The sequence below is a fragment of the Bradyrhizobium sp. HKCCYLRH1030 genome (assembly GCF_051168395.1).
In the GTDB taxonomy this organism is placed as follows: Bacteria; Pseudomonadota; Alphaproteobacteria; order Rhizobiales; family Xanthobacteraceae; genus Bradyrhizobium.
On sequence record NZ_JBNPUY010000007.1, the window covers coordinates 288011 to 310359 of the forward strand.

At 63.0% G+C, this 22349-nt stretch carries 19 protein-coding genes and 2 pseudogenes; 14 read left to right on the forward strand and 7 right to left on the reverse strand.

Annotated elements, in window-relative coordinates; genetic code table 11:
- Window position 1: 1 nt before the first annotated feature.
- From ACQR1E_RS22000 to ACQR1E_RS22020, 5 genes are read right to left on the reverse strand one after another with little or no spacing between them, the layout of a single operon-like run.
- Window positions 2-1132 (reverse strand): 2-hydroxyacid dehydrogenase, encoded by a 1131-nt coding sequence (locus ACQR1E_RS22000; protein WP_172179958.1) that lies wholly within the window; start codon window positions 1130-1132, stop codon window positions 2-4.
- Window positions 1113-2111: an NAD(P)-dependent oxidoreductase gene (locus tag ACQR1E_RS22005; protein ID WP_172179956.1), complete on the reverse strand. Its 999-nt coding sequence runs from the start codon at window positions 2109-2111 to the stop codon at window positions 1113-1115. The genes ACQR1E_RS22000 and ACQR1E_RS22005 overlap by 20 nt, the downstream gene beginning before the upstream one ends.
- A complete protein-coding gene (locus tag ACQR1E_RS22010; RefSeq protein WP_172179954.1) occupies window positions 2108-2944 on the reverse strand; it encodes an alpha/beta hydrolase in 837 nt (278 codons plus the stop codon). The genes ACQR1E_RS22005 and ACQR1E_RS22010 overlap by 4 nt, the downstream gene beginning before the upstream one ends.
- A 10-nt stretch (window positions 2945-2954) precedes the next feature.
- Entirely contained in the window at window positions 2955-4037 is a 1083-nt protein-coding gene (locus ACQR1E_RS22015) for a phytanoyl-CoA dioxygenase family protein (RefSeq protein ID WP_315752133.1), read from the reverse strand.
- 27 nt (window positions 4038-4064) lie between these two features.
- Entirely contained in the window at window positions 4065-5834 is a 1770-nt protein-coding gene (locus tag ACQR1E_RS22020; protein WP_210261705.1) for a GH3 auxin-responsive promoter family protein, read from the reverse strand.
- A gap of 181 nt (window positions 5835-6015) precedes the next feature.
- Between ACQR1E_RS22020 and ACQR1E_RS22025 the strand changes: the two genes are divergently transcribed.
- From ACQR1E_RS22025 to ACQR1E_RS22075, 11 genes and pseudogenes are all read left to right on the forward strand, one after another.
- Window positions 6016-7248 carry an enolase C-terminal domain-like protein gene (locus ACQR1E_RS22025; RefSeq protein ID WP_315752134.1) on the forward strand — a complete coding sequence of 411 codons (1233 nt, stop codon included), beginning with the start codon at window positions 6016-6018 and terminating at the stop codon, window positions 7246-7248.
- Window positions 7245-8003: an SDR family NAD(P)-dependent oxidoreductase gene (locus ACQR1E_RS22030; RefSeq protein ID WP_172179948.1), complete on the forward strand. Its 759-nt coding sequence runs from the start codon at window positions 7245-7247 to the stop codon at window positions 8001-8003. Before ACQR1E_RS22025 ends, ACQR1E_RS22030 begins: the two co-directional genes overlap by 4 nt.
- Window positions 8000-8833, forward strand: a complete 834-nt coding sequence (locus ACQR1E_RS22035; protein WP_172179946.1) for an SDR family NAD(P)-dependent oxidoreductase — start codon at window positions 8000-8002, stop codon at window positions 8831-8833. The genes ACQR1E_RS22030 and ACQR1E_RS22035 overlap by 4 nt, the downstream gene beginning before the upstream one ends.
- 35 nt (window positions 8834-8868) lie before the next feature.
- Complete coding sequence (locus ACQR1E_RS22040) at window positions 8869-9831, forward strand: peptidyl-alpha-hydroxyglycine alpha-amidating lyase family protein (protein WP_172179944.1); 963 nt, start codon at window positions 8869-8871, stop codon at window positions 9829-9831.
- Between the two features lie 249 nt (window positions 9832-10080).
- A complete protein-coding gene (gene tnpA, locus ACQR1E_RS22045; protein WP_172179942.1) occupies window positions 10081-10446 on the forward strand; it encodes an IS66-like element accessory protein TnpA in 366 nt (121 codons plus the stop codon).
- Complete coding sequence (gene tnpB, locus ACQR1E_RS22050) at window positions 10443-10793, forward strand: IS66 family insertion sequence element accessory protein TnpB (protein WP_434897557.1); 351 nt, start codon at window positions 10443-10445, stop codon at window positions 10791-10793. Before tnpA (ACQR1E_RS22045) ends, tnpB (ACQR1E_RS22050) begins: the two co-directional genes overlap by 4 nt.
- Before the next feature lie 59 nt (window positions 10794-10852).
- Window positions 10853-11872, forward strand: a pseudogene (gene tnpC / locus ACQR1E_RS22055) (IS66 family transposase); the annotation flags it as partial.
- 315 nt (window positions 11873-12187) lie between these two features.
- Window positions 12188-13084 carry an IS66-like element accessory protein TnpA gene (tnpA, locus tag ACQR1E_RS22060; protein WP_315752136.1) on the forward strand — a complete coding sequence of 299 codons (897 nt, stop codon included), beginning with the start codon at window positions 12188-12190 and terminating at the stop codon, window positions 13082-13084.
- The gene (gene tnpB, locus ACQR1E_RS22065) at window positions 13081-13434 is read left to right on the forward strand and encodes an IS66 family insertion sequence element accessory protein TnpB (RefSeq protein ID WP_315752137.1); all 354 of its coding nucleotides are present in this window, start codon (window positions 13081-13083) and stop codon (window positions 13432-13434) included. The genes tnpA (ACQR1E_RS22060) and tnpB (ACQR1E_RS22065) overlap by 4 nt, the downstream gene beginning before the upstream one ends.
- Before the next feature lie 69 nt (window positions 13435-13503).
- Window positions 13504-14976: pseudogene (gene tnpC, locus ACQR1E_RS22070) on the forward strand (IS66 family transposase); the annotation flags it as partial.
- Window positions 14977-15281: 305 nt separating this feature from the next.
- On the forward strand, window positions 15282-16553 hold the full coding sequence (locus ACQR1E_RS22075) for a hypothetical protein (protein WP_434897558.1): 1272 nt from the start codon (window positions 15282-15284) through the stop codon (window positions 16551-16553).
- Window positions 16554-16759: 206 nt separating this feature from the next.
- On the opposite strand, the gene ACQR1E_RS22080 is transcribed toward ACQR1E_RS22075, so the two are convergent.
- Both ACQR1E_RS22080 and ACQR1E_RS22085 read right to left on the reverse strand, forming a co-directional pair.
- Complete coding sequence (locus ACQR1E_RS22080; RefSeq protein ID WP_315754150.1) at window positions 16760-17722, reverse strand: PDR/VanB family oxidoreductase; 963 nt, start codon at window positions 17720-17722, stop codon at window positions 16760-16762.
- A 35-nt stretch (window positions 17723-17757) separates the two neighbouring features.
- Window positions 17758-19077, reverse strand: coding sequence for a Rieske 2Fe-2S domain-containing protein (locus tag ACQR1E_RS22085; protein WP_315754148.1), 1320 nt, complete (start codon window positions 19075-19077; stop codon window positions 17758-17760).
- A 146-nt stretch (window positions 19078-19223) separates the two neighbouring features.
- Between ACQR1E_RS22085 and ACQR1E_RS22090 the strand changes: the two genes are divergently transcribed.
- The 3 genes from ACQR1E_RS22090 (at window position 19224) to boxC (ending at window position 22336) form a co-directional block, all read left to right on the forward strand.
- Window positions 19224-19613 (forward strand): hypothetical protein, encoded by a 390-nt coding sequence (locus ACQR1E_RS22090; protein ID WP_315754146.1) that lies wholly within the window; start codon window positions 19224-19226, stop codon window positions 19611-19613.
- A gap of 14 nt (window positions 19614-19627) precedes the next feature.
- Window positions 19628-20110, forward strand: a complete 483-nt coding sequence (locus tag ACQR1E_RS22095) for a MarR family winged helix-turn-helix transcriptional regulator (protein WP_315828355.1) — start codon at window positions 19628-19630, stop codon at window positions 20108-20110.
- 534 nt (window positions 20111-20644) lie between these two features.
- Window positions 20645-22336, forward strand: coding sequence for a 2,3-epoxybenzoyl-CoA dihydrolase (gene boxC / locus ACQR1E_RS22100; RefSeq protein ID WP_315754144.1), 1692 nt, complete (start codon window positions 20645-20647; stop codon window positions 22334-22336).
- Window positions 22337-22349: the final 13 nt, after the last annotated feature.

Below are 22349 nucleotides of genomic sequence, written 5' to 3' on the forward strand. Positions count from 1 at the left end.
GTCATCGGTACTCCCCTGTCCCGTACTGCAGATTCGTGTCGCCGCCAGGCCAGGCCTGCTGCGCCGACTGGCGCCGAAATCGTTCGCGCCAGCGGAGCAGCGCGGCCGGATTGCGGATGTGCAGCGGATCCCGCCCCTGGATCACGCGCATGACGTTCTCAACCGCGGTCGGCGCGAGCGAGGCGAACAGCTCCCGCGTACAGCCGACCGTATGCTCGGTGAGGATGACATTCTCCAGCCCGCGAAGCGGATGATCCACAGGGGGAGGCTCCGTCTCAAAGACGTCGATGGCCGCGCCAGCGATCCGTCCGGCGGAAAGCGCCTGCGCCAACGCCGCCTCGTCGACGATGCCACCGCGCGAGGTGTTGATGACGCAGGCCTCGCGCTTCATGCGCGCGAACTCCGCAGCTCCGAGCAGCCCGCGCGTCTCGGCGGTCAGCGGCAAGTGAACGCTGACGACGTCGCTGCGCGCCAGCAGTTCGTCAAGCTCGACGAAACGCACGCCGGCGACCGGCGTCTCATCCGGATGTCTGTCATAAGCCAGAATCTCGGTGCCCCAGCCTTGCAACCGTCGCGTGACGGAGCGCGCGATGCGGCCGAACCCGATCAGCCCGATGGTCTTGCCGGACACCATGCGCGCCGACAGTTCATCCGCCCGCGCACGGGCGGACCGCAACGCGAACTGGCGCTGCTTGCGCGGCAGGTCCAGCAGGAGAGCCGCAATGAGCATCACGGTTGCCTCCGCCAGGCTTTCGACGTTTTCGGCCGTCGCGCCGTTTGCGACGATGATGCCGCGATCGGTCGCCGCCGGCAGATCGATCGAATCCGTGCCTATCGAGGCAAAGACAACAGCGTGTAGCCGAGGCGCGACCTCGAGCATCGCCGCGTCGATGATGGTCCGCGAGCTGATCAGGAGCACTGATGCCGCCTCGAAGTATCGTCGGGCGGTCGAAAGCGCGTAGCGCGTGCGGTGTGGCGGCGGTTCGGCGTGGCCGCGGATAACATTGCAACCTGCCGCTCCCAAGGCTGCGGCCGCGTGGTCCAAGGTGTCGCCGAGAACCCGGTCGCTGCCGACGAACACCGTGGCGCCAGCTACTCGGGCTTGCGCCGGCTCAGACAACACGACGGACACGCGAGTCGTCTCCACGAATGGCAAAATCGACCGCGGCACCGACAAACGCCTCCAGCGCCTCCTCGCTCATCCATGCCATGTGCGGCGACAGCAGGACGTTGTCGGTCTGGAGCCAGGGCGATCCCGGTCCGATCGGCTCATCCTCAAAAACGTCGAGTGCCGCACCGGCGATCCGACGCGCGTTCAACGCCTGCCGCAATGCTTCCCCATCCACGAGACCGGCGCGGGCGGTGTTGATCAGAAACGCCGTGGGTCGCATCAGATCGATCAATCGCGCATCGAACAGGCCTTTGGTCGTCGGGCTCAATCTCATATGCAGACTGATCACGTCACTGCTGGCTGCGAGCTCGTCCAGCTCTGTTCGCCGGACACCTAGTTCCGCGGCTCGTCCATCCGTCAGCGACGGACTCCAGGCGACAACCCGCGCGGAGAACGCCTTACACAGTTCAGCGACACGGCCGCCGACGCGGCCCAGCCCGACGATACCGACCGTCTTGCCGAACAGCCCTCGGCCGAAGCTCGCATGCCATCGTCCGGATCTCAGCTCCAGGCACCCATCCGTCATCCGCCTGCCAATGGCGAGCGCCAGCGCGATCGTGTACTCGGCAACCGAGGCTGACGCCAGCCCGGGGGTCTCGTACACCGCCATGTTCCTGCGTCCGGCCGCATCGAGATCGACGCTCGCGCCGATCGGGCCCGCCACAATGATCCGCTTGGCCGACGACGCCTCGAGCACCCCGGCAGACAGCGGGCGCGCCGAGAAGAACTGGAGCACCGTTGTCACGTCGCCGATCCGCCGTGCCAGCGCATCGGCGTCCTCCGGACGGTCGTGATGTATGAGCACGCCGGCCTGCCCCTGCAGGTGTCGCCGGAAAGCTGCTTCAATGACCGGGTTGCCGCCGCAATCCGGAACGGCGATGTCGACGCGGCGATCGTGCAGAGGCGACCCGGATACGGCAAGATGTCCTCCGTCGGTCATCTCTGCAACTCCTCGACTGGAATCGCGCAAGCCGCAAGCCAGTCCCAATAGCTCTCTTGTTGCCGGCTGAACTCGATATAGTGATGCCTCGTTGCGAACACCGTTTCACGATAGGGCCCGATCAGCCTGCCGAGCCAACGGCGCGCAACGGCGAGATCGATGATCGGATCACGCTCCGGCGCCGCGAGGAACGTGGGTACCCTCAGCGTCGCTCCGGTCTCCGCGTATGCGTCTTCGAGATGCACCAGCGTCGACCGCGTGCTGTCCGTAACCTCGCGAAGCATCAGGGCATCCGCCGACATGAAGCGCAGATAGACCTCCTCCTCCGTGTAGTCCTCGTCCTTGAGCGTGACCGCGACTCGGCCAAGACCTCTGCACGCGCGGAAGCGGCCGAGCTTCTCCGGATCATGGCGAGCCCGCTGCTGCCCCAGTGCCGGCGCGCAGAAAATCAATGCCTCCGCGCGCAACTGCCCACTGGTGCATAATCCAGCGAGAACGCTGCCGCCCAGGCTCTGGCCCAGCACCGCCAGCGGCGCATCCGGCACCACTTCCCGCGCGGCCTTTATACCCATCAGATAGTCCGACAGCAGAAGCTCGAGCGTGGCGACGTGACCACGCTCGCCGCCACTCCGTCCCGATCCGCGACGGTCCAGCGCGACAACTGCCACGTCCCTGGCCGCCAGTTGCGGCCCGGTCTCGAACAACCATCCGGCATGGCTCTGGATGCCGTGGATGTAGAACAGGGCAGCTCGGGGCTCGGCAGGCGCCCAGTAATGTAGGGCAAGCTCGGTGCCATCCACCGCCCGTATCCACTTGATCGCCGTCCCCTCCATCTCAGACGCCTCAGGCTGCGGGAGTCGAAGCTGCGGCAACGTCCTTCACTGGAAAGCTCGGATATTCGCCGGCCTCCCACCGCCGAATCATTCCGTCCGCGACGACCTGTGCGAACTCACGCCGCCCTGGTAGCGGCAGCTTCTGACCCGCAAGCATCGCGCGGGCATCCTCCCAGGATTTCCGCCATGCTCCTGCGTCGACCACAGCAGAACCGGGATCTGCCTTGCTGCGCACGCGGATATTCGGGAACCACGGCCGATCGGTCGGTTGATGCGCCGGGTAGTAGCGGAAGTCGAAGCTCCAGCGCACCTGTGCCGTCTTGTTCAACCTGGAGCCATGCGGCGCCTTCTTGTGCAACAGCACGATATCGCCGAACTTGACCGGCAACGGGATGCTGTTCCTCTCAAGGCGATCGATCAGCGCGGCATCCATCGGCCAAGGCAGCAACGTGTCGTCATTGTGCTCGCCTCCCACGACCGCCAGGCATCCGTTTTCCTCGTCGACGTCGGTCGTCGGAATCCAGACCGTCAGCACGGTCGTTTCGTTCGACTGCGGGAGCTGGCCCATCGCGTCCTGGTGCCAGAGGGTCGGCGCGTAGATCGTCTCGCCCTTCCGGCCGCCGAACTGCTGGACCTCTCGCGCCGGCAGCTTGATCCGGCAATGCTGATTCGGGCTTGCGTTGATCTCGGATCCGAGAATGCACTCGACGACATCCAACACCTTCGGATTCTGGAGTAGCGACAACACGCCGGGGCCGACATGAAACTCGCTGTCATCCTGGATGAACGAGAACGGCATGTGCGGCAACGTGATATCGAGCTCGGCAAGCAGCGTAAGCGGAAATCCCGGAAGCTCGACCAGCCGCCTGAGGTGCTCCTGGAACGGCAGCCCGCCATGATCCTCACCGCCCGAGAACAGTCCCTTTGCGCGCCATGTCCTGACTCGCTCCCGCAGCAGCTCGTCGTACTCACGTCTCACGGGAACGAAATCCGCCTCATCCAGAACACCTCGGACAACCAGATATCCCTGCTCTTGGAAGCGAGCGACGTCGGCTGCGTCGAGCGCAGGCGTGCGCGAACCTGATACGGTCATGGTGGCCAACTCCATCTATGGATCGATTCACGTCGATGACGGGATGAACGAGCCTGCCCCGTCGAGCAGCATGCCAATATCGCGAAGGATCTTCAGCCCCGAGGCGTCGCGCTGAAGCCAATGATGCTTGACCTGCGCCGAAGCCACTCCACCGCTGATCTTGTGCTCGGCAAGCCTGGCGAAGGCGCCGGGGACCAGCTTGACTATCGTCAGCGGCGCCAGCCGGCCGCTGGACAGCTTGTCGGCATATTCCAGATTGACCCTGCTGAGCGCTGCATCGATGCGCGTTGCCAGTGTCGCTTGCATCAGCTCGAGCTTCGGCGACCACTCGAGCGCGACAGCGTAGTGAGGCGGCGTGCCCCAGACCGGGAAGCAGCAGAAGTTCGGCGTCCCGGCCGACCCAGATTCGATCGTACGCGACACCGCCGAGAACACATCAGCTTCGGTCAGCTTTTCGCCGGTGAACGAACTACATGCGCCGCTTCTTCCGATGAATTCGAGCCTTGGCACCGCCCCAACCCAGCCCACGACGCGATACACGTCGCCGACGTCATACCGATAGAGACCGTTGGCCTGGGTCATCACGAGCCTGTAGCAGCGCCCGACCTCCAGTTCCTCGAAAGTCAGCGTTTCGGCACTTTCCGATGGAGCGACGTTCTCCAAAATATCATCGACCGGAACGAACTCGTAGAGTCCCTGGGTCACCGCGAGAGGGCCGGCACTGCGGTGCATGTCGACCGGGAGCGTAACGATGCCTTCGGTGCCCGTCGTGCTGAAGGGAAGCCGCGTGGCATCGGGGACCAGGCGATCAAGCCAATTCTCGTAGAGTTGCGCCGACGCGCTGTTCCAGCAGACGATGAGCGACAGATTGGGCCACAGATCCGAGAGAAGCAACTCACCGCCGCGCAATTTGAGCTGCCCTTCCAGGCGGCGCGCGAGGTCCTGGCCGCCCGCAGCCGAGGCGCTGCCCCTGACGTCACGGATCAGCCGCGTTGCGAATTGCCGCAACGTCTCTGCCAACATGATGATCTTGCTCGGGTTCACCGAAACAATCAGCCGCACGTCACAGAATGCCTGCATGCACAGCCGCTGATAGAGCCGCTCGGCATATCCGTCGGGATCGCTCTCGCATGAGAACCAGGGCGCGCCGTACCATGGCGGCAACCAGTCGGATTCCCCGAGCGGCTCCGGCCGCTGTGTAATGCTGTAGACGGGAAATCCATGAATGCTCTGCCTCGCCGTCTGCGGCTCCCATGACAGATCCAGCACGTTCTCAACCTTCGGCGTATCGAGCCGGAGCATCCTGAAATAGAGGCCCCATTGCGCGTAAAGCGCCGGTCCGCGATAGGCGAGCCGCCAATGCCGTGTCGTCGGAACCAGCTTTGCTTGGCCGGTGGTTCCTGACGTCTTCAGGAACGCATAGGGATCGTCCCGCGTCAGTACCTTTCGCTCTCGGGCAAGCTGTCGATCGATATACCCCCTGAGCTGGCCGTAACTGCGGATCGGCACTGCCCGCCTGAATTCATCGAAGCTGCACACACCTGCGAGCGCGTGCTCCCGCTCGAATGCCGTTCCAGTCAGTTCGCGCAACACATCGTGGAAGACGGTCCCAACGGTCGCATGCGGAGATTGACAGATCAGGCGCTGACGATCGAGCGCCGCCTCACTCTGTGCGCAAAAGCGGGCCATGCGGCTCACGTCGTCGGCGGCGCCTCCGACGCTCGTCGTTCGGACGCCGGCCGTTCCACCATGCTGGATGCGGGAAACTCGACTCTGTTCTGTGGAGAGGTCCTGCATGATGTCCGACCTATCTTCATTTGTAGATCACCGCCGTCTCGCAGGGATTGATACTGACGGCTCGCGCAAAGCGTCAATTTAGATTTCCTGTCCCGGTTCTAGAAATTCTAAAACGACCTTCGCTTCGCAGTTTGGCAATGTCCTGATCTCAGCAGATCGGACGGATGCAATGATACAATTGATGGACGTCTACGCGATTGCGATGCCGATGCGCCGGACATTCGTTCATGCAACCATGGCACGCCACGAGAGCGACGGCATTCTTGTCTGCGTCGACGTCGATGGCGTAACCGGCTATGGCGAAGCAGCTCCTCGTCCCTATGTCACTGGCGAAACCACCGCGACCGTTCTGAAGGCCCTCGCCTCTTGCGCATTGAACGAACTCGATGCGCAGATCGACTGGCGTTCGCTTCAGACCGTCGTCGCAAGCCTGAAGGCTCTGGCGCTGCCGAAGATGCTATCCGTCGGTGGTCGGCTGTCGCCCGCTGCAGCCTGCGCCTTGGAGACCGCCCTTCTCGACGTGGCCTGCCGACTCCACGGCCGACCGATGGCTTCTGCATTGCACGCCGCGGGCCTCGGCGAAGACATGTTACGACCCGTGCCTTGCGCCGTTTCAGCCGCTCTGGTCGTCGACCTCTCGACCTCTCCGGAGGAGATGGTCGCGCGCGAGTTTGCGCTCGCGAACGGCATCAAGCACGTCAAGCTGAAAGTCGGAGCGGATGGCGATCAGGCAGTGGAACGCGTGAGACGGTTTCGCGACCTGATTGCGCCATCGATCTCGCTTTCGGTGGATGTGAACGCGGCTTGGACCCTGCCACAGGCGATTGCCGCCTGCCGGCAGTTGCAGGGTCATGGCGTGGCATGGCTCGAGGAACCGCTGCGGCCCAGGGACTGGGCGGGCCTCCGGCAATTGCGCGAAGAGGCTGGGATCCCTTTGATGCTGGATGAATCATTCGTGGACGAGAACGATCTCGCCACGGCGATCGACCAGCGCGCCTGCGACCTCGTCAATATCCGCGTGTCGAAATGTGGTGGCCCACTTCGAGCGGCAGGCCTGGCCGATACGGCGTTTCATTCCGGCCTCGGCTATCAGATCGGCGTCCAGGTTGGCGAACATGGTCCGCTCTGGGCCGCGGGACGCGCGCTCGCGACATCGCTACGCAACGCCAGCGCGTGCGAGGTTGGGCGCGCAGACGAATGGTTTCCTCGCGACACGACGATCCCACCCTTCCCGATCGATCGCAAAACCTATCTTGCGCCGCCACTGTATGGCCACGGACACGGTCTCGTTCCGGGACCGGCGTTGTGGGCGCACGCAAGGCACGCCTTTTCGCATGTCGCGACAACACCTCGTTCCGCTCTCGTCGAGGCAGAACGGCGCGTCACAACTTGGAACGCTGAGGCTCGGGGATGACGACATCGTTGATCGAACACAAAATGGCCCTGGTCACCGGTGCGGGCGCCGGCATCGGCGCAGAGGTCGCGCGCCGCCTTGCAGATGCGGGAGCGCGGCTCCTGCTGGTCGACAAGGACACGACCGCACTCAACTCCATTCGCCGTCAAATCGGCGATCACCGTGCCGCGTGCCTGCCGATCGACGTCACCGATATCGCAGCCGTCAGCGACGCCATCCAATGTCTCTCGGACGCACAGCGTCCGGACATCCTCGTGAATGCCGTCGGAGGAGATGCGAACTCCATCCTGCTTGCGGACCTCGATGAAACGTACCTGGAGACCTCGATGAGACACAATCTGACGAGCGCCTTCACCATGACGCGTCTATGTGCGCCAGCGATGCGTCAGCGACGGTGGGGTCGCATCGTCAACTTTGCATCGATCGCCGGCCGCACCTACTCCTACTTCAGCAACGCCGCCTATGTCGCGGCAAAGGCGGCCGTCATCGGGCTCACCAAGCAAACGGCCTATGAGCTTGCCCCCGACGGCGTCTGCGTCAATGCAGTCGCGCACGGCCCGATCGCCACCGACCGCATCCAGGCAGCCTGGGCGAAGCATAGCCCTGAACGGCGGCGAGCGATTACCGAACGCATTCCGATCGGGCGACTGGGCACTGTGGACGAGGCAGCTGCCGTTGTGATCCATCTGTGTTCGCATGAGGCGGGTTACACCACCGGGACGGTGATCGACATCAATGGGGGGCTGTTCATATGAACTGGACGACCACGGAACGAACGACGACGGCCGAGCGGGTCGCCGGCCCATCAGCGGACTACGGGTTGGGCGGCAAGGTCATCATCGTCACCGGCGCCAGCCAAGGCATCGGCCGCGCCGCCGCGCTGGCATTCGCGGCCTGCGGAGCTCGTGTCGTCCTGGCGGGACGGCAGACCGGCTCCTGCGAACAGGCGTTGGCCGCGCTACCGCCAGATCAAACGATGATCGTGCCGACCGACGTGCGAGACGAGCAGAGCGTCGCGCGTCTCGTCGACATGACCGTCCGCCGGTTTGGTCGGCTGGACGCTGCGTTCAACAACGCAGGCACGTTCGGCAATTTCGTTCCGCTGCACGAGGACGATAGCGACAATTTCGATCAGGTCGTCGGGACCAATCTGCGCGGAACATGGCTTTGCACCAAGCATGAGATTCGCGCGATGCTGGAGTCAGGCGGTGGCGCGATCGTCAATTGCGCATCGGTCGCGGGGCATATCGGACACGCCCAGAGTGCCATTTACAGCGCAACCAAACATGGCGTCATCGGCCTCAGCAAGTCGGCCGCACTTCAATACGCGCGCCGCGGCATTCGGGTCAACGCAGTGAGCCCTGGCAGCACGGACACGCCGATGCTCAGGAGCATCTACCCGACCGAGGAGCAACTGAGCGCTCGCGGATCACGCGCGCCACTCGGCCGGATCGGACAACCGGACGAGATCGCACAGGCTGTTCTCTGGCTCTGCTCTCCCATGGCTTCCTATGTGACAGGGCAGACCGTGGTGGTCGATGGCGGCGTAACGGCCGGCCAGGCCTTGGTGGCCGAACGCAAATAGCAGCCGGGAACGCATATCAATGGAGGAAGCACCGAATGTCAGTCATCCTGGGCAGCGGCGATTTCCGCTACATGGTCACCGAGGGGTGGGGCGAACTGCCGGACGGCTGGTCTTATGGCGACGTAGCCGCGGTCGGCGTCGACCAGAAGGATCACGTCTACGTCTTCAACCGCGGCGCGCATCCCGTGATCGTCTATGATCAGGACGGCCGGTTTCTCCGGTCCTGGGGTGAAGGCCTGTTCTCGCGTCCGCATGGGCTGCACATGGGACCGGACGACACGATTTTCCTGACCGACGACGGCGATCATACCATCAGACAGTGCACGTTGGATGGGAAGGTTATGCTCACGATCGGAATTCCGATGCGGCCGTCCCCTTACATGAGTGGAGAGCCGTTCCATCGTTGTACGCACACGGCTCACTCGCCGAACGGCGACATCTACGTGTCCGACGGCTACGGCAACGCATGCTGCCACAAGTTCTCGCCATCGGGGAAACACCTCATGTCATGGGGAGAATCCGGCAGCGACCCGGGTCAGTTCAACATCGTGCACAACATCTGCTGCGACGCGGAGGGATGGGTCTATGTTGCGGATCGGGAGAATCACCGAATCCAAGTGTTCGATGCGAACGGTCGCTACGAGACTCAATGGAACAATCTCCATCGCCCATGCGGACTTTACATGCCGCCGGGAAAGAAGCAGCTCTGCTACGTTGGTGAGCTCGGCCCCTCGCTTCCTGTCAACAAGAATGCTCCGAATCTCGGACCCCGCGTGACCATCGTCGACAACCGTGGCGGGACTGTCGTCCGGCTCGGCCATTTGCATGCCGGCGAAGCGCCCGGTCAGTTCATCGCACCGCATGGTGTTGCGGTCGATTCTCACGGAGACATCTACGTTGCCGAGGTGTCGAATGCGGTCTGGCCGTCCATCAAGCCGCCACTCGAGCCGCCGCGGGAGCTGCGCTGCCTGCAGAAGCTGACCAAGCTTTCCTCTTAGCTGGAATGCGTGCAGTTTTCTCCTCCATTGAGGCACAGCGGCTATTTTGCCGGTTGGCAAACAAGCGCGCTCCGCACAGATGGGCGATATCAGCCGCTGCCGGCAACTCAGGTCAAGGTGCCGGCTGTCTGCGAAGGGGCACGTCTCCGCATTTGAATCTGTGAGTTCATCGTGAGTCCCCGGCGACGGCCGCCTTGCGCCGGAGCTGACGCTTGTTGAAGCCATAGGACTAGTCCCGGAACTAGTCCTATGGCCAAAGCGGAAGTGGAAGTGATCACGTCGGAGCGGCGACGGCGGCATTGGTCGCGGGCCGACAAGGAGCGTGTCGTTGCTGCAGCGCTTCAGCCGGGCGCGACGATCCTACGAGTGGCGCGAGCGTTCGGGGTGCATTCCAGCCAAGTGTTCCGCTGGCGCCAGCAGCTGTGCGGGAAGGAGACGCCGCCGCCCGGCTTTGCCGCCGTGACGATCACTGCCGATCCGCACGCGCCGGCTGCCCGTACGCAGGGGCTGATCGAGGTCGAGATCGGGGCGGAGGCGAAGATCCGGATCAGCGACGCGGCGGATGCCGCGACGGTGACGGCGGTGATCGCGGCGCTTCGGGCGGGCTCGCGATGACGATCCCGATCCTCTCCGGCACCCAGGTCTGGCTGGCGACCGGCCATACCGACATGCGCAAGAGCTTCGACGGTCTTGCGCTGCTGGTCCAGGAGACGCTGAATCGCGATCCGCATGGCGGCCATCTGTTCGTGTTCCGTGGCCGCAGCGGCGGGCTGATCAAGATGCTGTGGCACGACGGCCAGGGCATGTGCCTGTTCGCCAAGCGGCTGGAGCGCGGCCGATTCATCTGGCCACAGCCCGTGGATGGAGCGGTGGCGATCACGCCGGCACAGCTCGGCTATCTGCTCGAAGGTATCGAATGGCGTCATCCGCAGCGGACGTGGCGGCCGGAAGCCGTTGGCTGAGCGCTTGAACGTGACGAGGCTGATGCACGCAGGACGGAGCTGTGATTCCATCTCCTGCGATGATCACAGCCGATTCACTCCCCGATGATGTCGCGACGCTGAAGGCGCTGGTGCTCGCTGGCCAGGCCGCGCTCACCGAGGCGACGACGGCCCAACTCGCGGCAGAAGCCAAGGCGCGCAATCTGGAAGCCGAGGTCCGTGCCCGGGCGCTGCTGATCGAGCAGATGAAGTTCACGATCGCCAAGCTCAGGCACGAGCTGTACGGGCCGTCGTCGGAGCGCGCGTCGGTGCTCGAGCAGCTCGAGCTCGAACTCGCCGATCTCGAGGAGGCCGAGGATGAGGCTGCGGCGCAGATGGCAGCCGAGCGGGCCAAGGCCGAGAGGGTCGACGTACGTCCGTTCGAGCGGCGGCGCCCGGCACGGCGGCCGTTGCCCGAGCACTTGCCGCGCGAGCGCATCGTGCATCCTGCGCCGGCCTATTGCCCGTGCTGCGGCGGCGACAGGCTGCGCAAGATCCGCGAGGACGTGAGCGAGACGCTGGAGCTCGTGCCACGGCAGTGGAAGGTGATCCAGCATGTCCGTGAGAAGTTCTCCTGCCGCGCCTGCGAGGCGATCACGCAGCCGCCGGCACCGTTCCATCCGATCGCGCGCGGACGCGCGGGACCGCGCCTGCTGGCGCACATCCTGTTCGCCAAATACGGGCCGCACCTGCCGCTCACCCGACAGAGCACGACCTTTGCGCATGAGGGTGTGGCGCTCGACGTCTCCACGCTCGCCGACTGGCTCGGTGCAGCGGCTGCGACCTTGATGCCGCTGGTCGATGCGATCAAGGTGCACCTGCTCGCAGGTGAGCGCATCCATGCCGACGACACCACGGTGCCAGTTCTCGCCAAGGACAAGACGCGCACCGGCTGGGTGTGGACCTATGTCCGCGACGATCGTCCCTTTGCCGGGCACGCGCCGCCAGCAGCTGTATTCTACCGTACCGGCGCACATCCCGAGACGCATCTTGCCGGCTATGCCGGGCTGATGCAGGCTGCATCGGCCAAGGCTCCGAGATACGACGGCGCAACACGATTGATCGGTCAACCCACACTCCGAGTCGCAGATCCTGCACTCGCGCGTAGCTCAACCGAGTTCTTCGCCGGAGTTCGCTAGACTACGATCAGTGCCGAAATCGCCTTTGACTTTGCTGACAAAAAGCTCGATTGCGGCACTCAGCTCGACTGACCGGCACGGTTGAACGTAAGCCATGTCAATGGCTTGGTGTTCAACCGGCGAGCCGCTTTTATCTTGCAGCTTTAATCGGCCGGATGTAACCGTCCGGTCTGCACACCTTCCCCCTCGTGTGTTGTCGTTCCATTTCGAGTTCTCTGCTGCTGTGGAGAATCTCCGGTGGGATCCAAACATTTCGAGAACAGAGCTCGCCGCGAATGGTGGTCGCTGCACATCGAAGCGTGGCGTCGGAGCGGTCTCGGGATCCGCAAATACTGCCAGCAACAACGTCTGACCGAGAACACGTTGCGGCGTTGGCTGAAGCGGCTGGCCGGCAACGAGACTGCGCTTAAGCTTGAGAAATATCAGACGGAATTGCGCCGCGAGCGCGCCCGGGAAGAGCGCGAAAAGGCGCTCCGAAAGCAGAAGCAGCGCAGGTTCACGATCACCTCGGATGTACGCAATCGAGCGTCCCCGGCGTTCTGGGCGATGCATGTCGAGGCGCTGAACTGGAGCGGGATGGAACTCCGCGCCTACGCCGCGGCGATGCAGCTGTCGCCGCATTCGCTGCACAAATGGCGCGACCGACTGGCCACCGGCGAGGTCACGATCGACTGGCGCGCCCATCTTCATCCCTCCGCCCGTCCGCCCGTTAGCACTAGTGCTAGGAACTCACAGCCCGAACGCCGCTTGACAGCCGCTGAAATCGGCGATCCGGCCGCGACCAAAACGCCGGCCCGCCGCTTCTTCAGCGACGAAGAGAAGCTCGCGATCGCCAGGGAAACCGAGCTACCAGGCGCCAAAGTCTCTGCCGTCGCTCGCAAGCATGGGATTGTCACCGGGCTGCTGTTCCGCTGGCGCGCGCAGTTCGGCATCGCGCAAAAGAAGCGCTCCAAGCTCGCCCGTGTTGTGCTGCCCGACGACATGCCCGCCGCACGCGCCCTGCGCGATCTCGTGCGTCCACCGGAGGGCATGATGGCCGTCGACCTCGCTGACGGACGGCGTGTCTTCGCTCCCGCCGGCAGCGATCCGGATGCGGTGCGGGCGCGGATCGAAAGCGGAGAGACAGCATCATGATGTTCGTTCCTGCAGGCGTGAAGGTGCACCTGGCCCTCGGCTACACCGACATGCGGAAGGGCATGGACGGCCTCGCAATGCTGGTGCAGGACACGCTGAAGAAGGATCCGTTCTCCGGTCATCTGTTTGCCTTCCGCGGCAAAAAGGCATCGATCCTGAAGGTCCTGTTCTGGGACGGCAACGGGCTTTGTCTGTTCACCAAACGCATCGACCAGGGCGGCTTCGTGTGGCCGGTGATGGCGGGTTATGATGGCTCGATCACGCTCACGCCGGCGCAGCTCGCGATGCTGATCGAAGGCATCGACTGGCGCGCGCCAGAGCGCATCTGGAAACCGGCGATTGCAGGATGATCGACAAAAACTGGTGATGAACTGAGCTACGATTCTTCTACGAATCAGCATGTTCGAGTACCATCGGACATGCAGCTCGATCTCACCAATCTCCCATCCGATCCTGAGCTTCTGCAGCGCCTGGTGCGTGACATCGCGGCAGCCATCGATCACCGCGACACCGAGATCGATCGTCTCAAGTCCATCATCAAACAGCTGCAGCGAATGCAGTTCGGCCGCAGCTCCGAGCGCATCGACCCCGACCAGCTTGCACTCGGTCTGGAGGATCTCGACAGCGACGTTGGCCGCGTCGAGGCAGCGCAGCCGAAGTTCACACCGGAAGCCAACTCTTCGCCGCGACGCCGTCCGCTGCCCGATCATCTGCCACGCGAGGACGTTCTGCTCGACGTGCAAGACCGGGTTTGTGGCTGCTGTGGTGGAGCTCTCCATCTGATCGGCGAGAGCGTCAGCGAGATGCTGGATTGGGTACCGGCGCAGCTTCGCGTCGTGCGCACAACCAGACCCAAATACGCCTGCCGAGCCTGCAACAAGGTCGTGCAAGCCGGCGCGCCGGAGCGGTTGATCGCTGGCGGTCTGGCGACGCCGGCGTTGCTCGCGCAGGTGTTGATTAGCAAGTACTGCGATCACCTTCCGCTCTATCGGCAGTCGCAGATCTTCGACCGTCATGGCGCCGATCTCTGCCGCTCGACGCTTGCAGGCTGGGTTGGCGGCGCATGCTGGTGGCTCGAAGCCTTGCACGAACGGTTGTGCAAGAACGTGTTCGCCTCCAACCATCTCTTTGCCGATGACACGCCGATCCCGGTACTCGATCCTGGCCGTGGGCGAACCAAGACGGGACGGCTCTGGGTGTACGCGCGCGAGCAACGGCCGTGGAGCGGACCCGAACCTCCGGCGGCCATCTACCTGTTCGCACCCGACCGCAAGGCCGAGCGACCGGTCGCACATCTTGCCGCCTTCAAGGGCATCCTGCATGTCGACGGATATGCCGGCTTCGAGCAATTGGCCGACAAGGAGGGCATCACGCTCGCGGCGTGTTGGAGCCATTCGCGACGCAAGTTCTACGATGTGGCCGAAGCCACCGCGTCTCCCGTGGCAACAGAAGCCCTGCGCCGGATCGGCGAGCTCTATGCGATCGAGGCGCGCATCCGCGGCCAATCGCCTGACTACCGTCTTGCCGAACGCAGGACCTTCTCCAAACCGATCGTCGACGCGCTGAACGTCTGGCTCGATGCGCAGCTCCGCCTGGTCTCCGGCCGCAGCACGCTCGCTGAAGCGATCCGCTATGCGCTCTCGCGCTGGCACGGCCTGACTCGCTTCCTGAACGATGGCCGCGTCGAGCTCGACACCAATCCGGTCGAGCGCGCCATCCGCCCCGTCACCCTCGGCCGCAAGAACCACCTGTTCGCCGGTAGCGATGGTGGCGGCCAACGATGGGCAGTGGTCAGCTCGCTGATCACGACGTGCAAGCTGAACGACGTCGAGCCCTATGCTTACATCTCCGCGAGTCGGCCCAGGGATGGATCGTCGAGGCCGCGTCGAAGAAGCGCAACCGAAGGTCACACCGGAAGCCAACTCTTCGCCGCGACGCCGTCCGCTGCCCGATCATCTGCCACGCGAAGACGTTCTGCTCGACGTGCAATCATGCGAGCGGACATGACGGCGGCGTACTTGGACTACGGTGACACGAAAGAGCTCGCACGTGCTGTGCTCCGAGGAGAAGCCCCTCGTCCGACGGGCTACCACGGCACTGGAAGAGCTCGCGAGCCAATCTGGTCAAAGACAGCTATTGACAATTTCATCAAGCCGGATTCCGATTCGCCTAGTCGAGAAGACTTGGCATCCCTTGTATGAAACCACCTCGCATCACGTTGAAGTTGCCGCGCTATTGCCGGCGCAAGCCGTTGAAGAATGGGCGATGGGCTTACTTTTTCGAGCCACCGACCTGGTCGCGCAAGCAGGGCTGCGAGATCAAAGCTGAGGCATTAGGCGAGGATTACACGGCTGCAGTAGAGCGAGCCGAAACGGTCTTGCTTCCAGCATTCGACAGCTGGCGCTCGCGAGGACTGACCGACCTTGGTCCGCCTTCGCTTGTCCCAGGGACGTTTGATTGGCTGGTGAGCATCTTCAAGTCGCACCAGAAATGGAAAGAGATCGATCACAAGACCCAACGACTTTATGATCAAGGCTTGTCGCTCTTCGCCAACCATATGCTCAAGGATGGGACTCGAGCGGGCTCAAAGCAGATCGGTCAATTCACGAAGGGCTTCGTGGACGCTGTCTATGCAAAGCTGCTCGTTGTTGAAGAAAGAGACAAGGACGGCAATATCATTCATCGCGAACGTCGGCGTTTTGCGAACGCCGCCATGGTCGCTTGTCGGCGAGCCTGGTTCGTTGGCCACCGCGCCAGGGAGAAGGACGTCCCAGCCATCAACCCGTTCTCTCGCATGGGCCTGAAAGCTCGTGCGCCAAACCAAGCAGCACGAGAGACGCCAACCGCCACATGGGAAGAACTCGTCGCCTTTCGTCGAAAGGCGAACGAGATGGGTTATCGTTCGGTTGCGACCGCCGCTCTTCTCAGCTGGGAATGGCTGCAACGCGAGGAGCACGTCTTCGGCGCGTTCGAGATTTCCCACTACCGGCCAAAGGAGCGTCCGAACAGTGTCAAGGTCGTCCACCCCAAGAATGGGGAGGAGGCTTGGTGGCCTCTGTTCGACGACGCAGGCGAGACGCTGTTCCCCGAGTTGATGGCCGAGCTCGATGAGATCAAATCGAGAATGGCGGCGGGCCTGATGTTTCGGCGCGATCACCAAAGTCGCCGAGGGAGCGCGCTCGTGCCCTGGATCACCCAGCGGCGAGATCTGCGGTATCTGCGGGCCGTGGTCAAAAAGATCATCAGAGCCGCGTCTCTGCGAAGCGAATTGTCCTTCACTTCATTCCGCCACGGCGGCTTCACGGAAGGGGCAGACAGCGACCTGACAGACGCTGAGTTGCGTGCCGCAGGCCGACACAGGTCGAGTCGACAACTGCCAACCTATGCGAAGCGGACCCGCAAACAGTTGATCTCGGGGTCAAAAAAGCGCCGGGAGGAGCGAACAAAAGCAGCCGGTTTGTCGGAATAGCCGCTGACCGCTTGTCGGAATGACTTGGCCGACTCTATCATAAGTCCTTGAAAGGCTTGGTGGGCGCACTAGGGCTCGAACCTAGGACCCGCTGATTAAGAGACACGCTATCGCGATTGATTTCTCAAGAGATTTTTTCCAACTGCGCCAGTTTCCGGCCATTGCAGATCAATAGCTTACGGGAAGAATTCCAACTGCGAGTGCGGCTAGAGGTCCAGAACGAGCGTGCGCGTCCTGGAGCCTGAGCAGCAGATCATGATCGCCTTGTTGGAGGCCTGCTCTTCCTCGCTCAGATATTGGTCGCGATGGTCCGGTATTCCTTCCAGCACCCGCGTCTCGCAGGTGCCACAGACACCCTCGCGGCAGGCGTAGTTGGGTGCAAGGCCGGCTTCGAGGAGCGAATCCAGAATGGTTTTACCCGCTTCCACTGCGATGGTGCGATTGCTTCTGGCCAATCTGACCTCGAAGCCACCCTCGAGCACCGGGGTCTCCCTGGCCTGGAAATACTCGACGTGGACGCTATTTTGGGGACGGTCGGCAGCGGCGGCCTCGAACGCCTTCAGCATCGGCGCGGGGCCACAGCAGTACAGATGAGCTTGCGCGGGGACTCGTTCGACGATCGACGCTAGGTCGAACATCCGCCCCGATCGCTCGTCGTCGACGTCGACATGCAGATTGAGATGGACGTTGGGCCGCAAGCTGCCGATTTCATCGAGAAACGCCGCGGCAGCACGCGTCCTCGCGGCATAGAACAGGTCCCAGCGGCGTCCCAGACATTCGAGCCGGCGGACCATCGACAGCAACGGCGTGATGCCGATGCCCCCGGCGATCAGGACCGATGAATCCGCATCTTCGTGGAGCGGAAAATTGTTCTTGGGAACCGAAACCGTCAAAACGTCTCCGACCCTGACATGATCGTGGAGGAAGCTCGACCCGCCCCTGCTCGCGGCGTCCTTGTTGACCGCGATCACGTAACGATGCCGCTCGCGCTGGTCGTTCAACAGCGAATAGCTCCGGATCATCTTGTCCGGCAGGTGCAGATCGATGTGACTGCCGGCCGTGAACGGATCGAGCTCGCCGCCGTCCGGCGGCACCAGCTCGTAGGAATTGATGCGTTCGGCCTCGTAGGTGATCCGCTTGACGCGAACCGGGATGACACGCTCGGTCATGGCGTCATCCTCCGCCAGTTGAGAGGACGTCCTACTCACATCTCGTATCCGAAATCGGCGCCGAGCCTGGCCTGCATGAACGGCGCGCCGACGTCGACCCAGGAATCCTCCGGAGGAAGTCGCAAGGACACGGCTCGCACCATGAACACGTCGGGGTCAGCCACGCCCTTTGGCTTGGTGCCATGATCGCGATAGGCGCCCAACGCTTCGAGGATGAAGCGGCGCGTCATCGCGATGCCGGTATCGCTCGAGCAAAGATTTTCTTTTGTCCGGTCGAAGATCGGTGAAACGCCGCTCTGGCAGGCACCGTCCTGCACCCACAGCCCGGGCAAGCCCGAGAACCAGGTCGAGCGCTGGGACTCGTAGTCGAATTGGAAGCCGTTCTGCGGATTGTACCTGGTCCAGTATCCGGCATAGGGGACCGTCACGGGATGCTGAACGAGCGCGTTGCGACTGGCGTGTCCGCTTTCGCGGCCATTGTGCCCTTCCGTGAAGATCTGCCGTGTCTTGGGGCGGAGCGGCTCGGAAGGATGGTATGAGAACATGATGCAGAGCGTGTTCTCGTCGTCGATCGGCACCCAGGCATGCCCGCTGAGATCCGGGAACGGAGACAGCGGCGGGACAAGCGTGTAGAACGGGAGCATGAACTGGTTCACGCGCCAGTAGAGCGTGTTGGCGTCGTAGTTGCGACGCGCAGCGATGCTCATCCCGAAATCCTGCTTGATGCATTCGAAGGTTGGGCGAAGGTCCCGCTTCTGGATCCACGCACTCGTCGTGCCTTGGGCGTCCAGGCGGCCATGGAGCAACGGCGCGTGCGCCGAATCGATCTCGCCTTCCACGGCCTGCAGCCAGTTGCACTCCTGGACGCGCAGGCTGACATGCACCTGCTCCTGCGGCAGGAGGTTCCATTCCACGTTCGGAAGCGGCGGCGGATCGGCCTGGTCGGGGCCCATATAGGTCCAGATCATGCCGTTGCGCTCGCGGCATTGGTACGCCTTGATGCGCACCCGCTCCTTGAGACGGCTACGCACCGGCTCTGCCGGCATGTCCGTGACGGCCCCCGTCACGTCGAACTTCCAGCCGTGATAGACGCATCGCAGCCCGCAATCCTCGTTGCGGCCGAAGATCAGGGGAGCGCCCCGATGCGGGCAGGCCTGGTCGACAAGGCCCACGCGCCCCTCGGAATCCCTGAAAGCGACCAGATCCTCGCCGAGCAACCGGATCCGCCGCGGCTGGCCGTCCTGCGTCAGATCGGCCGAAGGCAGAAACGGAATCCAGTAGAGACGGAAGAGTTCGCCAAGCGGCGTGCCCTTTCCGACTCTCACCAGCCGCTCATTGTCTTCTTGTGAGAGCATGACAGTTCTCCATTCGAATCGATGGCATCAGGTCGCCGTTATGGGTTTGCCGCGGTGAGCAACGGAGTCACGCGCTCCAACAGGCCAAGATCGTGTACGGTCCAGAGTGGATCGCATGTCGCGAGCGGTTGGCGCGGTATCGGAGGTTGCTGGCCCTGCTCGACCAGGCTGACGATGATTTCGATCCGTCGCCGTTCGAGATCCCGGAGCGCATGTTCGACCACCGCGCCTTCCGCCGCGCAGCCCGGAAGTTCCGGGTAAGCGAGGCGGATCAGCCATTGTCCGGGCTCCCTCTCCACGGCTTCCGCTTCGAGGAGATAAGGGATCGCCAGCAATTCGCGCAGATGCAAAGTGACCTCCCTGGTTTGCGGCCACGCGCCTTTCAATTGATACGTATACGTACTAAATATCCGATCTCTCTGCAATGGTGTGAATTTCAAAACCTGCGCTGCATTGCGGCAGGGTTGAGCTCATTGGAACAAGCTGTTAACCGCTGGATCACGGCCGGGTGCCATAGCGAGATCGAAACCGGATGAGCGTAGGCAAACGCATGGAAAAGGATTCGGCGGGGGAGCTTGCGCGCACCTGGCAATTGGAAGGCGGCATCGGCTTTCTGTTGCGGCTGCTTGAGGCCCGGTATGACGGTCTTTATCAGAGCCTGACCCGGCAGAGCGACATCACGCCGCGGCAGTTCGGCGTGCTCATGGCGCTCTATCAACAGGGGCCGATGACGGCGTCGGTTCTCGCCGACCGCATCAGTTGCGACCGGAATACCCTCAGCGAGATGCTCAAGCGCATGGCCGGGCGGCGGCTGGTCTCGAAGAAGACCAATCCGGAAGATCGCCGTTCTATTCAGATCCAGATTACCGCCAAGGGTGAGGAAGCTTTGCTTGCGGTCGTCCCGGCGGCGGCCGAGCTGCAGGACATCGTGCTTGCGCCTCTGAGCAAGAAAGACCGCGCACACTTCCTGAAATGCATGCTGGCCATTGCCAAAGTTCAGGCGCCTGCCTGTTCGTCGACGTCGGATGATTGAGTTTTGCACGCATACACCGCGTGCGTCAGGCTACAGCGACGCGTTCGCGAGGAGGCCCGCCTGCGATGATCGGCAAACCGGTCTGCTCACGTAACAAGGATGACTCACCACCCGCTGCTCCGGCTTTGAGCATGACGTTTATGCGTGGTTGGGTGCATGCCGGATCCGGGCCGACATCGAGCATCGCCGGACGTCCGCTCGACAGGGCGCGCCGTACGGCCTGCCCGTCGTCCGCAGCGCGTGTGATGGTCTCGCGCTCCAGCAGGTGTCAACGGTGGCCGTGCCGCTGCGAGTGATCAGGAGAAGCACCGCAGGTGAGCCTTTTCCGGGCAATGCGTGCGCATTCGGAAAACTTTGGAGAGCGCAGAGCCGCCGACGTTCCGGCTTTGGCTCCCGGTCTGCAGGCTGCAAGTTGGCAATATAATGCACGTTATGTGAGCTTGGCGCCTAACCAGCGGCCCACCTCCTCCTAGACAATGCATCATTGTGCAGCTATTATGGTCCAACCATTGATTCAATGCGTAGGGAGCGTCTATGGCGGCCATCACCCGAAAGCTTGCGAACGGAAAGGATTTCATCGATTTCCAGACGGAGCCGTCCCGGTACCGCCATTGGAAGCTTTCGGTGGACGGCGAAGTCGCGACGCTTGCGATGGATGTCGATGAGAATGCGGGCCTCTACGAGGGCTATCAACTCAAGCTGAACTCCTATGATCTCGGGGTCGATATCGAGTTGGCCGACGCTCTGACACGGCTGCGGTTCGAGCATCCCAATGTCAGGGTCGTGCTGCTTCGCTCGGCCAAGGACCGGGTTTTCTGCGCCGGCGCAAACATCCGGATGCTGGCCGGCTCGGAGCACGCGCACAAGGTCAATTTCTGCAAGTTCACGAACGAGACCCGCAACGCAATGGAGGATGCGAGCGAGCACTCGGGCCAGCGCTTCATCACCGTCATCAATGGCACGGCGGCAGGGGGCGGCTACGAGCTCGCACTGGCGACCGACCGCATCATTATGGTCGACGACGGCTCGACCGCGGTGTCGCTGCCGGAGGTGCCGCTGCTGGCGGTATTGCCGGGCACCGGCGGGCTCACCCGTGTCATCGACAAGCGCATGGTTCGCCGCGACCACGCAGATGTCTTTTGCACCATCGAAGAAGGCATCAAGGGCCGCCGCGCGGTACAATGGCGACTCATCGATGAGCTTGTCTCGCCGTCGAAGCTCGAAGAACGCGTGCAAGCGGCGGCCATGGAGCTCGCCGCGCAATCGCCCCGGCCAAACCCCACTCAGGGCGGCGTGAAGCTGGTCGCGCTGGAGCGTAAGTTTCGCGCCGACGGCATCGACTACGGTCACATCAAGCTCGACATCGACGCTGCCCAGCGAATCGCGACCATCACGATCCGCGCGCCCGACGGGACGCCGCCGTCCGCGGCCGAGGAGACGGTCGAGCTCGGCGCGCGCTTCTGGCCAATGCAGATCGCGCGCGAGCTGGATGATGCGATCCTGCACTTGCGCAACAACGCCTATGAGGTCGGCACGATCATCTTTAAGACGGAAGGTGATCCCGCCGCGGTCCGCGCGTATGACGCCCTTCTCAACGCATACCACGAGCATTGGTACGCTCACGAGATACGCCACTACTGGAAGCGCGTGCTCAAGCGGATCGATCTGACCTCGCGCACGTTGGTCACGCTGATCGAGCCTGGATCCTGCTTCGTCGGCACGCTGGCCGAACTGGTCTTCGCGGCTGATCGCTCATACATGCTGGCGGGCCGGGTTCAAGGCAACAACCGGACGTCCGCCAAGGTAGAGCTCACCGCCGCGAATTTCGGCTGCTATCCGATGTCGCACGGTCTGACACGCCTGCAATCGCGCTTCCTCTCCGAGCCGGGCAAGATCTGCGAACTCAAGCAGAAGTCCGGCTGCCCAATCGAGGCAGACGAGGCTGAAGCACTCGGGCTCGTAACCTTTGCGCTCGACGACATCGACTGGAGCGACGAACTGCGCGTGTTCCGGGAAGAACGCGCGAGCTTTTCGCCGGACGCGCTCACCGGGCTGGAAGCGAACCTGCGCTTTGCCGGTCCAGAGACGATGGAATCGAAGATCTTCGCTCGCCTGACCGCTTGGCAGAACTGGATCTTCCAACGCCCCAACGCGGTCGGCGAAGACGGTGCACTTGCGCGTTACGGCACCGGGATCCGGCCGGCCTTCAGCATGCAGCGCGTCTGACCCGCCCGCTTTC

Bases quoted from the DNA above. Each gene is read 5' to 3' on its own strand.
- ACQR1E_RS22005 (WP_172179956.1), bottom strand. From the start codon at position 2,111: ATGACCGACGGAGGACATCTTGCCGTATCCGGGTCGCCTCTGCACGAT.
- ACQR1E_RS22010 (WP_172179954.1), bottom strand. From the start codon at position 2,944: ATGGAGGGGACGGCGATCAAGTGGATACGGGCGGTGGATGGCACCGAG.
- ACQR1E_RS22015 (WP_315752133.1), bottom strand. From the start codon at position 4,037: ATGACCGTATCAGGTTCGCGCACGCCTGCGCTCGACGCAGCCGACGTC.
- ACQR1E_RS22020 (WP_210261705.1), bottom strand. From the start codon at position 5,834: ATGCAGGACCTCTCCACAGAACAGAGTCGAGTTTCCCGCATCCAGCAT.
- ACQR1E_RS22025 (WP_315752134.1), top strand. From the start codon at position 6,016: ATGGACGTCTACGCGATTGCGATGCCGATGCGCCGGACATTCGTTCAT.
- ACQR1E_RS22030 (WP_172179948.1), top strand. From the start codon at position 7,245: ATGACGACATCGTTGATCGAACACAAAATGGCCCTGGTCACCGGTGCG.
- ACQR1E_RS22035 (WP_172179946.1), top strand. From the start codon at position 8,000: ATGAACTGGACGACCACGGAACGAACGACGACGGCCGAGCGGGTCGCC.
- ACQR1E_RS22040 (WP_172179944.1), top strand. From the start codon at position 8,869: ATGTCAGTCATCCTGGGCAGCGGCGATTTCCGCTACATGGTCACCGAG.
- tnpA (WP_172179942.1), top strand. From the start codon at position 10,081: ATGGCCAAAGCGGAAGTGGAAGTGATCACGTCGGAGCGGCGACGGCGG.
- tnpB (WP_434897557.1), top strand. From the start codon at position 10,443: ATGACGATCCCGATCCTCTCCGGCACCCAGGTCTGGCTGGCGACCGGC.
- tnpB (WP_315752137.1), top strand. From the start codon at position 13,081: ATGATGTTCGTTCCTGCAGGCGTGAAGGTGCACCTGGCCCTCGGCTAC.
- ACQR1E_RS22075 (WP_434897558.1), top strand. From the start codon at position 15,282: ATGAAACCACCTCGCATCACGTTGAAGTTGCCGCGCTATTGCCGGCGC.
- ACQR1E_RS22080 (WP_315754150.1), bottom strand. From the start codon at position 17,722: ATGACCGAGCGTGTCATCCCGGTTCGCGTCAAGCGGATCACCTACGAG.
- ACQR1E_RS22085 (WP_315754148.1), bottom strand. From the start codon at position 19,077: ATGCTCTCACAAGAAGACAATGAGCGGCTGGTGAGAGTCGGAAAGGGC.
- ACQR1E_RS22095 (WP_315828355.1), top strand. From the start codon at position 19,628: ATGGAAAAGGATTCGGCGGGGGAGCTTGCGCGCACCTGGCAATTGGAA.
- boxC (WP_315754144.1), top strand. From the start codon at position 20,645: ATGGCGGCCATCACCCGAAAGCTTGCGAACGGAAAGGATTTCATCGAT.